At 65.4% G+C, this 13,343-nt stretch carries 9 protein-coding genes, 1 tRNA gene and 1 pseudogene; 6 read left to right on the top strand and 5 right to left on the bottom strand.

Features of this window, described 5'->3' with window-relative positions:
• Window positions 1–257: 257 nt before the first annotated feature.
• The gene (locus GM672_RS09235) at window positions 258–2,606 is read right to left on the bottom strand and encodes a TonB-dependent receptor (protein WP_229417643.1); all 2,349 of its coding nucleotides are present in this window, start codon (window positions 2,604–2,606) and stop codon (window positions 258–260) included.
• 207 nt (window positions 2,607–2,813) lie between these two features.
• Here GM672_RS09235 and mtoX point away from each other — a divergent pair, with 207 nt between their 5' ends.
• The 5 genes and pseudogenes from mtoX (at window position 2,814) to GM672_RS09205 (ending at window position 7,015) form a co-directional block, all read left to right on the top strand.
• Window positions 2,814–4,154 (top strand): methanethiol oxidase, encoded by a 1,341-nt coding sequence (mtoX, locus tag GM672_RS09230; protein ID WP_211517343.1) that lies wholly within the window; start codon window positions 2,814–2,816, stop codon window positions 4,152–4,154.
• A gap of 22 nt (window positions 4,155–4,176) precedes the next feature.
• Window positions 4,177–4,839 (top strand): SCO family protein, encoded by a 663-nt coding sequence (locus GM672_RS09225; RefSeq protein ID WP_155470232.1) that lies wholly within the window; start codon window positions 4,177–4,179, stop codon window positions 4,837–4,839.
• 37 nt (window positions 4,840–4,876) lie between these two features.
• A pseudogene (locus GM672_RS29935) lies at window positions 4,877–5,568 on the top strand (DUF6448 family protein).
• A 178-nt stretch (window positions 5,569–5,746) separates the two neighbouring features.
• Window positions 5,747–6,166: an FxsA family protein gene (locus GM672_RS09210; RefSeq protein ID WP_170299995.1), complete on the top strand. Its 420-nt coding sequence runs from the start codon at window positions 5,747–5,749 to the stop codon at window positions 6,164–6,166.
• Window positions 6,167–6,277: 111 nt separating this feature from the next.
• Complete coding sequence (locus GM672_RS09205) at window positions 6,278–7,015, top strand: hypothetical protein (protein ID WP_155470228.1); 738 nt, start codon at window positions 6,278–6,280, stop codon at window positions 7,013–7,015.
• Between the two features lie 112 nt (window positions 7,016–7,127).
• Here the strand turns inward: GM672_RS09205 and GM672_RS09200 are convergent, their stop codons facing one another.
• The 3 genes from GM672_RS09200 to GM672_RS09190 form a co-directional block, all read right to left on the bottom strand.
• Complete coding sequence (locus GM672_RS09200; RefSeq protein ID WP_155470227.1) at window positions 7,128–7,706, bottom strand: IS1/IS1595 family N-terminal zinc-binding domain-containing protein; 579 nt, start codon at window positions 7,704–7,706, stop codon at window positions 7,128–7,130.
• A 131-nt stretch (window positions 7,707–7,837) separates the two neighbouring features.
• Window positions 7,838–7,913: transfer RNA gene (locus tag GM672_RS09195), tRNA-Phe, on the bottom strand.
• A gap of 61 nt (window positions 7,914–7,974) precedes the next feature.
• Window positions 7,975–8,901 carry a hypothetical protein gene (locus GM672_RS09190; RefSeq protein ID WP_229427760.1) on the bottom strand — a complete coding sequence of 309 codons (927 nt, stop codon included), beginning with the start codon at window positions 8,899–8,901 and terminating at the stop codon, window positions 7,975–7,977.
• A gap of 186 nt (window positions 8,902–9,087) precedes the next feature.
• On the opposite strand from GM672_RS09190, the gene GM672_RS09185 reads away from it, so the two are divergent.
• A complete protein-coding gene (locus tag GM672_RS09185) occupies window positions 9,088–11,025 on the top strand; it encodes a hybrid sensor histidine kinase/response regulator (protein WP_155470225.1) in 1,938 nt (645 codons plus the stop codon).
• A 63-nt stretch (window positions 11,026–11,088) separates the two neighbouring features.
• Here GM672_RS09185 and GM672_RS09180 read toward each other — a convergent pair whose 3' ends face one another.
• A complete protein-coding gene (locus GM672_RS09180) occupies window positions 11,089–13,341 on the bottom strand; it encodes a sugar nucleotide-binding protein (RefSeq protein ID WP_229417642.1) in 2,253 nt (750 codons plus the stop codon).
• Between the last annotated feature and the right edge of the window lie 2 nt (window positions 13,342–13,343).

The raw sequence follows: 13,343 nt of genomic DNA, 5'->3' as shown, positions 1-13,343 counted from the left end.
GGTGCCGTGGTTTTTAGTTTGATTGGTGCAGCGTTCGCCGAAGTACGCGAAACGCCTGGCTGAAGTGATGCGGCCGAATTGTATCAAAAGTAATCAAAATTGATAACAAGAAATTTCGAGAATGCCGGCCAGACGTTGTTGCCAAATAGAGGAACCAGGCACAAAGCCACCTCCCGGCGGTACAGGACGCTGTCCCGGCGAACGGTGGCCGTCCACAGGGAAGCATCAGCCAGGGTTCGCGGGTGCCCCCGGCGACCTCAGAACTTCGCCGCCAGGCTCATACCAATACTGCGCGGCGCAACCCGGTACCCCTGCACGATCGACGCCACCTGCGGATGCTGGATGATGGTGTCGTCGTCGAAGGCGTTCTTGACGAACACGCTCAGCTTGTAGCGGCCGAAAGCGGCGCCGCCGCTGAAGTCGGCGGTGTGGTACGACGGGCGTTCGTAGTCCGTCTGCTCGGGGTTGAGCGAACCCTTGCTGGGCCCGACCCACTGGATGCCGCCCGCCACGAACGCGCCGATGTCGCCGGCGACGACGAAGTTGTACTGGGCGCTGAGCGCGGCATTGTATTTCGGCACGCCCTGTACCTGGGCACCGCGCACCGCGCCGATGACGCCGTTGCGCACGCCTTCGTCGTTCGACAGTTCCGCGTTCACGTAACCGCCGGCCGCGCTCAAGGTCAGGCCGGGCAGGGGCTTGGCCTTGATGTCGATCTCGATGCCCTTGCTGACGGCATTGCCGGCGTTGGCGTTGTACGTGTAGGCGCAGGTGGGCAGGTAGACGCCTTGCTGGATGTTCTTCCACTTGACGTAGAACACGGAAGCGTTCACGGACAGGCGGTTGTTCAGGAAGCGCGACTTGCTGCCCAGCTCGTAGTTCCACAGGCTGTCCGGCGCATAGGTGGCAGGGCCTTCGTCGAGGCCGTTCGCCGCGAGGTCGTCACCGCAGGTGGTGGGCGGCACGAACACGTTCGAGCCGCCCAGCCGGAAGCCCTTGGCCACCGTGCCATAGACGGTGTGGGCCGGATCGACTTCCCACGTCAGCGCATATTTCGGCATGAAGGCCGTGGACGACAGGCGGGCGCTGCCCGTATTGCCGGCGCCCGCCAGGTACAGGCCGTTCTGCTGGTCCAGGGTCGACGTGCCTTTCAGGTAGCGGGCGCCCACCGTCGCGTGCAGCGCGGGCGTGAAATAGTAGTTCGCTTCGCCGAAGACGGAGTGCTGGCGCTCGTGATAGTGAAAGATGCCCATGAAGGCATTGTCGTTCGGGAAGGCGCCGGGGCGGGCGTCCGGCAACAGTGCCGGATCGCTGCTGCTGAAGCCGAAGCGGGCAAAGGTGTCGTTGACGCCGAAGATCGGGTCGTTCTCGTCGATATTCGTGTGCTGGTTGGACGTGTACAGTCCCGCCAGCCACGTCCATGCCGACACAGCCTGGTCATACGGGCGCGACGCCAGGCGCAGCTCCTGCGACACCTGGCGCACCCGGTTGTTCAGGTAGACGGCCGAAGGCAGGCCGGCAATGGCGTCGATCAGTTCCGGCGGGGCCGTGCCGCCGTCTTCCGTCGACGTCAAAAAGGTCGACAGCGAGTAGCTGTTGTAGGCCGAGCCGTTCTGGGTGCGGTCGAACTTGCGTTTGAAGTAGCTGGTGCTCGACGTCAGGTCGCCCCATCCCAACTCCCAGTTGACCAGCACCGTCGCCGTCTGCAAGGTGTCCTTGGACGGCTCGCGCACCTGCTTCTGCGCCTGGTAGCGGGGCAGCTCGATATTGAACGCCGAAATGTCCTTGGCATCGACCTTCTGGTAGTACACCGACGGCGTCACCGTCAGGGCCGCCGTGGGCTGCCATTTCAGTGCCACCCGCACTTCCTCATCGTCGACCCGGTTGATGTCCTTGGCCATGACGGCGCCGTTGCCGTCGACCTGGTCGATGAAGCCGCCGGCGCGCTGGGATTGCACGCCCACGCGCAGCGCCAGTTCGTTCGCCACCAGCGGCAGGTTGGCCACGGCCGAAGCCGAGTAATTGATGCCGCCGCCCCGCAGCGCGGACGTTTCGGCGTAGGTATTGAACTCGCGGTCCCGCAGGTCAGGCTCGTTCGGCACGAACTTGATGGTGCCGCCCATCGAACTGGCGCCATACAGCGTCGCCTGCGGGCCGCGCAGCACTTCGACGCGGTCGATGTCGAAGAACTTCGGCTCGACGGCGCCCATCGTATAGACATTGCCCACCGTAAGCGATACGTCGCCCAGGTAGATGCCCACCGTGGCCGCGCCCGCGCCCGAGCTGATGCCGCGGATCTCGATATTGGACGTGCCGGGCCCGGCGCCGCCATTGCCGGTGGCGGCCGTGAACGAAATATTGGGCACGACGCGCGTCAGGTCCGTGATGTCGTTGACGTGCTGCGATTGCAGCTGGTTGCCGCTGATGGCGGAAATGCTCATCGCCACCTTGGCCGGGTCTTCCTTGCGCTTTTGCGCCGTCACCGTCACTACTTCGATCTGGCTGTCCGGGGCCCCCTGCTGCGCGGCGCCGTGGGGCAGCAGCGCCGCCTGCACGCACATGGCGAGGAGCGAGCGGCGCAGCAGGACAGGGGGGCGAATTTTCATGGGCATCCTCATGGCGGGAAGAGCGCGACCCCGGCGGCAGGCCGGGCACGTATTGATTGGACAGCCGTCGATTGTAGCAACGCCTCCCGTCACTATTTCTGATTTTGCAACAATGTTGGATCGGCGCGACAGTCATTCACCGGCAGGCGCCGGCCCTTTGCCTGTGGCATGATAGGCAAGAAACTTCGACCGTTCCGGGAGATGTCCATGAAACCTTCGCGTGCCCTGCTGGCTTGCCTTGTTTCTTCCTTCCTTGCCTCGGCCTTGCCGCCCGCGCCGGCCCTCGCCGACGAAACCTGCAACTCGCCGTATATGGCCAACCTGATCAAGGGCCAGGAAGACTTTCTCCATGTCTGGACCCTGGGCGTGCCCGGCATGGGCGACGGCAACGACAAGCTTGTCACCGTCGACGTCAATCCCAAGTCGAAGAAATACGGCAAGGTGATCGACGTGCTGCCCGTGCCGGGCCGCGGCGAGGCCCACCACATGGGCTTTACGGACGACCGCCGCCATCTATGGGCCGGCCGCCTGGACGACAGCAAGATCTTCGTCTTCGACGTCGGCACCGATCCGGCCAGGCCGAAACTGGTCAAGACGATTTCCGACCTCGTCGGCAAAAGCGGTTATGTCGGCCCGCATACCTTCTACCCCATCCCCGGCCGAATGCTGGTGGGCACCCTGTCGAATGCCCGCGACCACGGCGGCGCGACGGGCCTAGTGGTGTACAACAACAAGGGCGAGTATGTTGCCAGCTATCCCATCCCCACCGCCATGCCCGGCGCGAAGGCGGATGGCTACGGCTACGATGTCGCCATCAATCCCGGCAAGAACGCCATGCTCACGTCCAGCTTCACGGGCCACAAGAACTACATGGCGGACCTGGGCAAGCTGATCGCCGATCCGGCCGCGATGAAACAGTTCGGCAACACGATGGTGCTGTGGGACTTCAAGGCCATGCGGCCGACGAAAGTCTTCGACACGCCGGGCGCGCCGCTGGAAATCCGCTGGTCGCTGAACGAGGGCGACAACTGGGCCATCACGGCGACGGCCCTCACGTCCAGGCTGTGGCTGATCCGGCAGGACAAGGCGGGGCAATGGCAGGCGCGCGACGTGGCGCCCATCGGCGACCCGGCCAAGACGCCGCTGCCCGTCGACATCTCCATCGCGGCGGACGGAAAGAGCCTGTGGGTGAACACCTTCATGGACGGCAAGACGCGGCTGTTCGACCTGCGCGATCCGGCGGCGCCGAAGCAGGTCTACGAAAAGGTCACGGGCAAGCAGGTCAATATGATCAGCCAGAGCTGGGACGGCAAGCGGGTCTACGTCACCAGCAGCCTGCTGGCGAACTGGGACAAGAAGGGTGCGGACAACGAGCAGTTCCTCAAATTGTTCAGCTGGGACGGCAAGGAACTGCGCGAGCAGTGGAAAATCGACTTCACCAAGGAGGCGCTGGGCCGCGCCCACCACATGAAGTTCACCGCCCGGCCGGCCGGCAGCGCACCCGTCGACAGCACCACCATCGCCGACCGCAGTGGGCCGCCCCGCTGATCACCGACTGCTCGCGCGCGCCATGCTCGGCGTGCTGGCCTGCCTCGGGCCACTGGACGCAATGGCTGCCGGACCGCCGCGCCAGCAGTTCACCGCGCCCGCGCCGGGTAGCTACCGCTTGGAGACCATCCAGCCGGCCGCCGATGGCGAAGTGCTGGACGCGGAAGGCACCGCCGGGCCGCTGCGCCGCTACACCACCGGCAAGGTCACGCTGCTCAGTTTCATGTACACGTATTGTGTCGACCCGGTCGGCTGCCCGCTCGTGTTCGATACCTTCTCGACCCTGCGCACGCGCCTGCTGGCCAACCCCGCCCTGGCCAGGCGCGTACGGCTCGTCAGCCTGTCCTTCGACCCCGGCAACGACACGCCGGCCGCGCTGCGGCACTATGCCGGCAATCTGGCAGCCCCCACCAGCGCACTGCGCTGGCACTTCCTCACCACCCGCAACGTCGCCCGCCTGCGCCCCATCGTCGACGCCTTTGGCCAGGACGTAACGGTCACCCTGGACGCGCAGGGGCGGCCGACCCGGCTCTACAACCACCTGGTGAAAGTGTTCCTGATCGACGCACGCGGCCAGGTGCGCGAAATCTATACGACGGCGTATCTGATGCCGGACGTGATCTACAACGATATCCGGACCTTGCTGATGGAGGGCGGGCGGCAGGGAGGGGGACCACACGGATGACCGAGGGCGAACCTGCTGACCGGTCGCATAGGCGGACATGAATCATCGCTCCCCCTGCTGGTCCAACGAATGCAGGCGCATTGACCTGCAATATTCAGGAGGACTCATGGTTAAGACTCGACATATCTCCAGCGCCATGCTGCTGTCCATCCTCGTCGGCGCAACCGCCGTGCAGCCGGCGCGCGCGCATTGCGATGGTATCGACGGGCCCGTTGTCACGGCGGCGCGGCAAGCGCTGGCGACAGGTAATCCGAATTCCGTGCTGATCTGGGTGAGGAAGGTCGACGAACCCCAGATTCGCAGGCTTTCGAGCAAGCGATGACGGTGCGCACATTGAGCCCGGCGGCGAGAAGCCTGGCTGACACCTATTTTTTCGAAACCCTGGTACGTGTCCATCGTGCTGGAGAGGGCGTTGCTTTCACTGGCCTGAAGCCTGCCGGCCGGGATCTGGGACCGGCCATTGCCACTGCCGACCAAACGCTCGGATCGGGCGATCCCAGTGCTTTGCTCAGGCTCCTTGACGAGAAGATGCGCACGGGCCTGCGCGATCGCTATCGTCAGGTTACAGCCGCGAAGTCGTTCCTTGCTGGCGATGTCGATGCGGGCCGTGAGTATGTCGATGCCTATGTCCGATACATCCATTATGTCGACGGAATATACAAGGCTGCGGCCAGCCCAGCTGTCGGCCACTATCCGGAGGGCGCACGCGATACACACCAAGCGCCGTGAAGGCATGCTGGTCGTTGCGTACCGTCGACGGCACGGAACGAAGCGTCCGGCGCGGGAGAGTGCTGTTAAAATTTGCGCCAGCTTTCCAACGCCCATTTGCAGGAGTACTCAAATCCTAGGTTTTCTAGTCCGAACGGCGATCCGCGCGCCGAAGTTGTCGCTCGCTGTAGCACTGTTGGTGCTGGCAATATTGGCCGGCACGATGAGCTATACGGCTTTCCTCGTCATCGGGGTGCTGGCCGAGTATCTCGGCACGGGCCGGTTCGTCGCAGGGCTGCTGCTCGGCGTGCTGTTCGCACGATTTCCCCGGATCAGCAACGGCAAGGTGCGCATTGTCGGCCTGTTGCCCAAGCCTGCCCGGCGGCCACTCATCTTCACCCTGCTTGGACTGTGCCTGGTGCACTTCCTCGCGCACAGCGACCATGTGGCCGCAGGATTTACAGGTTTCGCGATTGCGTTTCTTCTCGCTTTCCCGTGGTTGCGGCGGGCCCTGTTCGATCGCATCCTGCGCTCTTTCGGCAGGTTTACCGGCAAGAAGCCTGCCGACAGCGCCGACGACTTGGTGATCGATGGCGAGTTCAGGGAAAGGAAGGAATGAGATCGATGCGCCTGCTGCATGAGCAGGCGGCGATGGCATCGGAAACGAAAACGCCAGCCGCAAGGGTTGGCGTTTGCGCTTGACACTGTTCGGGGGGCGGCGCGGGATCGAATGTGCGACACCCCCCCCAACGGCGGCAAAACGCCCGCCGAGTTGTCGAAAATTCAAAAAATGATGGCCGTCGTCATCTTGTTCGAGGTCGTGCCGCCGCAAGCGGCAACGGTCTTGAACTTCAACGCGGCCGTGGCGGACGCCACCTATCCGTACATGAGCGAACGATTCGCACGAAAGCACGTTGCCAAGACAGCGGAAACAGCACGGCAACGGGCGACGGAACGATTCAACGTCGACCAGGCCATCATCGTAAGCACCTTTATGCTGCCCGCCAACGCGCGCGCATTCAATACCGAAGTCAAGGATCTACACGCGGCAGGCTTTTTCAAGGTATTAAATAAATGGCTGATCGCAACCAGGAAACAGCGGACCTTGACGAATTCGCTCATTACGGACCTCGTCATTCGCAGCAGGAACCCCGTGTCGAAGCTCAATTGCACGCAAGCCAACGATTTCGTGGCCCAGGCGTTTGTCGATTACCTGTATTACTGCGTGGCGGACTATCCGAATGCCAAGGCTTATCAAAAGTCGATTGTCGACCACTATGTGCGCAGTGCTGAGTTATACGCGGGCGATAATCTCATCGGTGGCTACCGGGAATTCGATATCGACAATGCAAGGGAGCACTCGTCATTCACGGGCCCGCAATGGAACGTCTTGCAGGATGCGATGACCGTCGCCGGCACGCCGCTCAACGGCGTGCGGGTCTACATCAGGCAGGGCTTGATCGTTTGAAGGCTGGGGCCGGAAACAAGAAGGCGCTGTCACCCGGTCGCAGTGAACTGTCCGGACAGCATCTAGGTGCCCGCAGGGAACAATGCAGCCCGTAAAAACTGCCGCGTCGTGCTCAGGTGTCGACAGTCGAGCCCGTGGATCCAGCCCAGGTAGTGGGGCAGGCAGCGGCTCGCCTGGGCGGGCGCGTCAGGCGACGCGAGCCCTTCTGCGATTCGAGTAAATATGTTTTGCCGGCCTCGACGATGCCGCTCAGGGGCTTGGGCCGGTCGTCCTTGGCCATGGCGAGAAAGCGGTGGCGCCAGCGGAAGCTCGTGCTGCGGTGGTTGCCGGTCGTTTCGGCTGCGGCGCCTGCCGTCATCGAGCCCAGCATGCACTGCAGGAACGGCAGCCATTTCTCGCGCGGGCGGATGAATGCCTGCGGCGTAGCGGTCAGGGCATTGAAGGACCTGCGGCACTGCCGGCCGCGGTAGCGCTGCCGCCCATGCAGGATGCCGTGACGGTACAGCTTGTCGCCTGCGCAGTGCGGGCATCGGCGCATTCGCGTGCCCCGTTCCTCGGTGAGGGCCAGGCAATCGGCCAGCGAGGCACAACGTTCGAACAGCTGGTGCAGGCCGTCGCCCTGCTCGCCGGTCAGCCTCGTGAGCCAGGCCAGGCATTGCGTCCGCACCGCCGCGTACTCGTCGATTCCCATGCTCGCCTCCGCTTCGGCCTATGCCGACTTACGGTATGACAATGGTCGATCCAACAAGTTCCTTGCGACCGGGGCACAGCGCCAACGAAAAAGCCACCCGAAGGTGGCTTTTTGCTTTACTGCGCAATTCTTGGTGGCCCGGGGCGGAATCGAACCACCGACACAAGGATTTTCAATCCTCTGCTCTACCAACTGAGCTACCAGGCCAAGGCGCGCAATTATAGCAGGACGATTTCGCTTTTGCCAAGGGGCTTCGCGCCGGGGCCGTTCAGCGTCCGCCGGCACGGCTCTTGACGACCCGACCGTCGGGCCCGAACAGCACCAGGGCCTGGGGCTGCCCGGGCTGCAGCCGGACGTGCACGGGCGGGTAGAGCCAGGCCTGCATGCCGCTGCGAAAGCCGATTTCCGTGCCCTGGCCGAGGATGGCGCGCACCTGCTCGCGCGTCTGCCCCGGTTCGATGCCGGGGGCTGGCGGGCCGGCCGGAGGATCGTCCATGGTCTCGAACGCCAGCAAGGTGTCGTCCGGCCAGGAGCGGTCCCAGATCGGCGCGTGGTAGCTGCGGTCCAGCAGTACCTGGCAATCGCAGTAGGGCAGGTCGCGCGGCGCCTGGTTGCCGCCCGCATACAGGAAGCGGGGCGGCAACGCCAGGCTGCGCCCGCCCGCGCGCAAGGTGACGGCGAACACGGGGCGCTCCGTGAAGAACAGGTAGTTGCCGTCCGGCGCATTGCACACCCCTTCCGGGTCGGACAGCAGGTTGGCCAGCCAGGCAAACAGGTGGGCATTGTTCGATATCAGGCCCGCTTCCATGCCGACCAGGCATTCCAGGCGCAGGTCGCCCAGCCGGCGCATGCCCTCGGGCACGCCCGGGCTGCGTACGTCGGCCCGCCACGTCATGCTGGCAGTGCGGCGGTTGGCGACCAGGGCGGCATCCTCGCGCCAGGCCCGTTCGTCCCGCTCCAGGGTAAAGCTGTTGTCGGGTGCGATGGCGACGGGCAGTGCCAGCGTATCGCCCGTCACCGTCAGGGTGATGCCTTCCATGCGCGTATCGGGCAGGCGCGGCAGCAGGCGAAAACGCAAGGCGGCACCTGGGGCCAGGTCGCCGGACTGACGGGCGAAGCGGTCCATGCCCCGCACCATCTTGCGGTAGGACTTGTCGACCGGGTCGCGCGTGGCCGCCACCGTGACCTGTGGCACGGCGTCGGTTTGCGCGGCCGCACCGGCGGCAAGACAGCACAACAAGACGGCACAGCTGGGCAGGCAGCTCGGCATGGCAGGGACGTGCACAGTTTCGGATGCTTCATGGTAGCCGGTAACGTACCGGGGTTCCGCACGGATGGCGTTACAATCGTTTCACAAATTGAATCCGGGTAACAGGACACCATGAACACCGATACATCACCGCCGGACTCCGAGGGCAGTCTCGCCACAGGCCTGGAGCAACGCTTCGACCTGCTGGTGGCCAGCATCACCGACTATGCCATCTACATGCTCGATCCGGAAGGGTATGTCAGCAGCTGGAACGCCGGCGCGCAGCGCTTCAAGGGCTACCAGGCCGACGAAATCATCGGGCAGCATTTTTCACGCTTCTATGTCGACACCGACCGCGCTGCCGGCCTGCCTCAGCGGGCGCTGGCGACGGCGCGCGCGGAAGGGCGCTTCGAAGGCGAGGGCTGGCGCGTGCGCAAGGACGGCACGCGCTTCTGGGCCAATGTCGTCATCGACCCGATCCGTACGCCCGACGGCGCGCTGGTCGGCTATGCCAAGATCACGCGCGACATCACGGACCGCCGCAACGCCGAGGAAGAATTGCGCCAGAGCGAACAGCGCTTCCGCCTGCTGGTGCAGGGCGTGACGGACTATGCGCTGTACATGCTGTCGCCCGAAGGGAAAATCAGCAACTGGAACCAGGGTGCCCAGCGCATCAAGGGCTATGGCCAGGAAGAAGTGATCGGCACCCATTTCCGGCGCTTCTTCACCGATGAAGACCGCGCTGGCGGCGTGCCCGAACGCGCGCTGGAGACGGCACGGCGCGAAGGCCGCTTCGAGAGCGAGGGCTGGCGCGTACGGCGCGACGGCAGCCGCTTCTATGCCCATGCCGTGCTCGATGCGATCCGCGACGAAGGCGGCACCCTGATCGGCTTCGCCAAGATCACGCGCGACATCACGGCCCAGCGCGAGGCGGCCGCATCGCTGGAGCAGACCCGCAATGCACTGTTCCAGGCGCAGAAGATGGAAGCCATCGGCCAGCTCACGGGCGGCATCGCCCATGACTTCAACAACCTGCTGGCCGTGCTGTCGGGCGGCGTCGACATCCTGCACGCGCAGCAGCCTGGCAGCACGGCGGCCCGGGTCCTGGACAGCATGCGCCGCGCCATCGACCGTGGCGCATTGCTGACGCAGCAGCTGCTGTCGTTCGCCCGCCAGCAGCCCCTGGCCGCCGCCACGCACCAGATCAATACGCTGATCGGCGCCTTCGAACCCGTGCTGCGGCGCGCCGGCGGGCCGCAGGTGTCCTTCCTGTTCGAGATGGCGCCGCGCCTGGCCAGCGTCTCGGTCGACGAAGCCCGCTTCGAAGCGGCCCTGCTGAACCTGGTGGTCAATGCGCGCGACGCCATGCCCGACGGTGGCACCCTGGCGCTGGAAACGCGCAACGTCGTGCTGGCGGCGGGCCAGGTCGGGGCACTTCCGGCGGGCCAGTACGTGCGCCTGACGGTACGCGACAGCGGAACCGGCATGCCGCCGGACGTGCTGGCGCGTGCCTTCGAGCCCTTCTTCACGACGAAACCCGTCGGCAAGGGCACGGGCCTGGGACTGAGCCAGGTGTACGGTTTCATCGCCCAGTCGGGCGGCGACGTCGTCATCGACACGAAGCCGGGACAGGGTACCGCCATCAGCATCTACCTTCCCGCCGTCGAGGAGGCGGGGCCCCTGGACGCCGGCCTGCCGCCGCTGCACAGCGAACGGGTACTGATCGCCGAAGACGATCCGCTGGTGATGGCGGTAGCGTGCGAACTGTTCGAGACGATGGGATACGAGGTGCTGACGGCGCCCGATGGCGTGGTGGCGCTGGGCATGCTGGAACGGGACGACACCATCGACGTGCTGTTCACTGACCTGATGATGCCGAACGGGATGACGGGGCTGGAACTGGCGCGCGCGGCGCGCAAGCGCCACCCGGCCATGAAGATCATTATCGCGTCGGGCTATCCGCAGGCGGCGCTACGGCATGAAGATGGCGAAGGGGACTTCGCGGAGTTCGCCTTTATCGGCAAGCCTTACCGGCTGGCCGACGTGGCGCGGCACTTGCGGGCAATCTGACGACCGGAAAACGGGACGACTGGCGCGGCGACTGGCTAAGCGGCCGCCGCGCCAGGACGATCTTCAGCTGCTGCCGTAATGCGCAGCCTGCGCGGCGCCGACATGGGTGTCGCCCTGGCGGCGCACTTCGGCCACGGCCTGCAGGTAGCGCTGCAGCGCGTCGTCCAGCGATGGCATCATGTTGCCACGCTCGCTGGCCAGCGCGGAGAAGCGCGGTTGCGCGGCCTGGAAGTCCAGCGCCGTCGCCGGCTGCGCCATCAGCGCCGAGCAGTCCACGCCGGCCATGGCACACACGCGCCGCGCCAGCTCGGCCCAGCTGACCGCCTCGCCGTTACTGAGGTGCCAGATGCCCCGTTCCCGGTCGATCATCAGATCCAGGCAGGTCTGCACCAGGTCCGGCACGTAGGTGGGCGAGACCACCAGGTCGTCGGCCGCCGCGAACTGGCGCCCTTCGCTCATGGCCTGCAGCACCAAGGTGACGAAGTTGTGCTTGTCCCACGGGCCGAAGAAGGCGCTGGTGCGCACCACCAGCGTATCCGGGTTGACGGTCAGGACGCGCCGCTCCGCTTCGGCCTTGCTCTGGCCATAGACATTGAGCGGTGCCACCGGATCGCTTTCCACATAGGCGCTGCCCTTGCTGCCGTCGAATACCAGGTCGCTGGAGAACGTCAGCAGCCGCACCTGGTGGCGCGCGCAGGCAATCGCCAGCACGACGGGGCCTTGCGCGTTCTCGCGCAGGCACCGCTGGCTGTCCTGTTCCGCGTCGTGCACGCGCACATAGCCGCCGGCGTTGACGATTGCCCAGGGCTTGTACTGCTGGATCGCCGCTTCCACCGAGGCGGGATCGGCGATGTCCATTTCCTGGCGCGTCAGCACGCGGAAGGCCAGGTTGCGTTCCTCGCAGATGCGGGCGAAGGCGCTGCCCAGGGTGCCGGTGGCGCCGCTGATCAGGATCGGCTGCACGGTGCGCTGCGCAGCCAGGCGTTCGGCCGGCAGGGCCGCCACGGTGGCGCTGGTGGCCACGGGCGGGCACAGGAAGCGGCCCGGCCGGCGCCACCAGCCCAGGCCTTGCAGCACGGGGCTGGAAGGCGCACGGCCGCTGGAGAGTTCCTGCATCAGGCGCGCCAGCGCCGTCGGCCGGGGTTCCGGCGCGCGCAGGTCGTAGGCGCCGTTCTCGTAGTAGCCGCGGCATTCGGTGACGAGGCAGTTCCAGTCGTAGGAGCCGAGCAGCGACCACACCGTCACGGCGCGCACGTCGGCGCCCTTGCGCTGCACTTCATGCGCGGCGTTCCATACTTCGTGCAGCCAGCGCAGCTGGTCTTCGCGGTTGGCGTCGATATGGGCTTCCGTTATCGCCATCGGCAGGCCGTAGCGCTCCCACACTTCGTCCATCAGCGGGGCGATGCCCGGCGTCGGCGTGGCCAGCGCGCGCGCCGTCTCGATATCGGCGAAGCCATGCTCGCCCACGTAGCGGGCCGGGAAGCGATCGCCCCGGTGATCCAGCCAGCGCTCGCTGGTGATGTAGTAATTCAGGCCGACGACGTCGGGCGGGCAGGGATTGTCGCGGAACCACAGCACGTCGGCGGCAGGAATGCCGCTTTTCATGATGTAAGGCCACAGCGTGTGGTCCTCGTCGACGGTGCCGCACAACAGGTCCCAGGCCAGCCAGCGCCGCTCGTTGTAGAAGTCGGCCCAGTCGGCCAGCTCCGGCGTGCTGTAGGTCTTGCCCAGGTCGTCCGTCTGCACCAGCTTGGCGTTCGGGTTGACGGCGCGGATGGCCCGCATCGACAGCACCACGCCCTTGCACTGGTTGATCAGCGCCTGCAGGAAGACCAGGTCGCTCTTGCCGTGCGGGTACCAGACACCATACAGGCCGGCAAAGCGGGCCGTGGTGCAGGGTTCGTTGACGGGCGTGTAGTACTCGACCCAGGGGAAGCGCGCCGCCACGGCGCCGGCGTATTCGGCCAGCTGCGGTCCGAATTCCGGATCGACCAGGCTGGTGTGGCGCGGTCCGCTGCCGTGGTGCACCAGCCCGACGATGGGGGCGACACCCAGGTCGCGCAGGGCCGGCAGGCGCTCGTCGGCCCACGTCCAGTCGGCATTGGCGATGCCGTCCGGCGCTGTCAGCTCCCACAATACCGGGTAGCGGATCGCCTTGATGCCCAAGGCGGCAAAGCGATCGAGATCGCTGATCCGGTTGCCGTGTCCGTTCTGGTCCATTTGACTGAAATATTGATCGCGCACGCGGTTGACCGTTCCTTCCAGTCCGCCCCACAGCTCGATCACCTGGTGTTGAATTTCGTCATCATTTTTCATGT

The sequence above is a fragment of the Pseudoduganella buxea genome (assembly GCF_009720835.1).
GTDB lineage: Bacteria > Pseudomonadota > Gammaproteobacteria > Burkholderiales > Burkholderiaceae_D > Rugamonas > Rugamonas buxea.
Note: the sequence above shows the minus strand (reverse complement) of the source record. Positions and strands in the feature narration are given on the sequence as shown.

What these genes read in the sequence shown, in the direction of transcription:
- GM672_RS09235 (WP_229417643.1), bottom strand. Translation starts at nt 2,606, where the DNA reads ATGAAAATTCGCCCCCCTGTCCTGCTGCGCCGCTCGCTCCTCGCCATG.
- mtoX (WP_211517343.1), top strand. Translation starts at nt 2,814, where the DNA reads ATGAAACCTTCGCGTGCCCTGCTGGCTTGCCTTGTTTCTTCCTTCCTT.
- GM672_RS09225 (WP_155470232.1), top strand. Translation starts at nt 4,177, where the DNA reads ATGCTCGGCGTGCTGGCCTGCCTCGGGCCACTGGACGCAATGGCTGCC.
- GM672_RS09205 (WP_155470228.1), top strand. Translation starts at nt 6,278, where the DNA reads ATGTGCGACACCCCCCCCAACGGCGGCAAAACGCCCGCCGAGTTGTCG.
- GM672_RS09200 (WP_155470227.1), bottom strand. Translation starts at nt 7,706, where the DNA reads ATGGGAATCGACGAGTACGCGGCGGTGCGGACGCAATGCCTGGCCTGG.
- GM672_RS09185 (WP_155470225.1), top strand. Translation starts at nt 9,088, where the DNA reads ATGAACACCGATACATCACCGCCGGACTCCGAGGGCAGTCTCGCCACA.
- GM672_RS09180 (WP_229417642.1), bottom strand. Translation starts at nt 13,341, where the DNA reads ATGAAAAATGATGACGAAATTCAACACCAGGTGATCGAGCTGTGGGGC.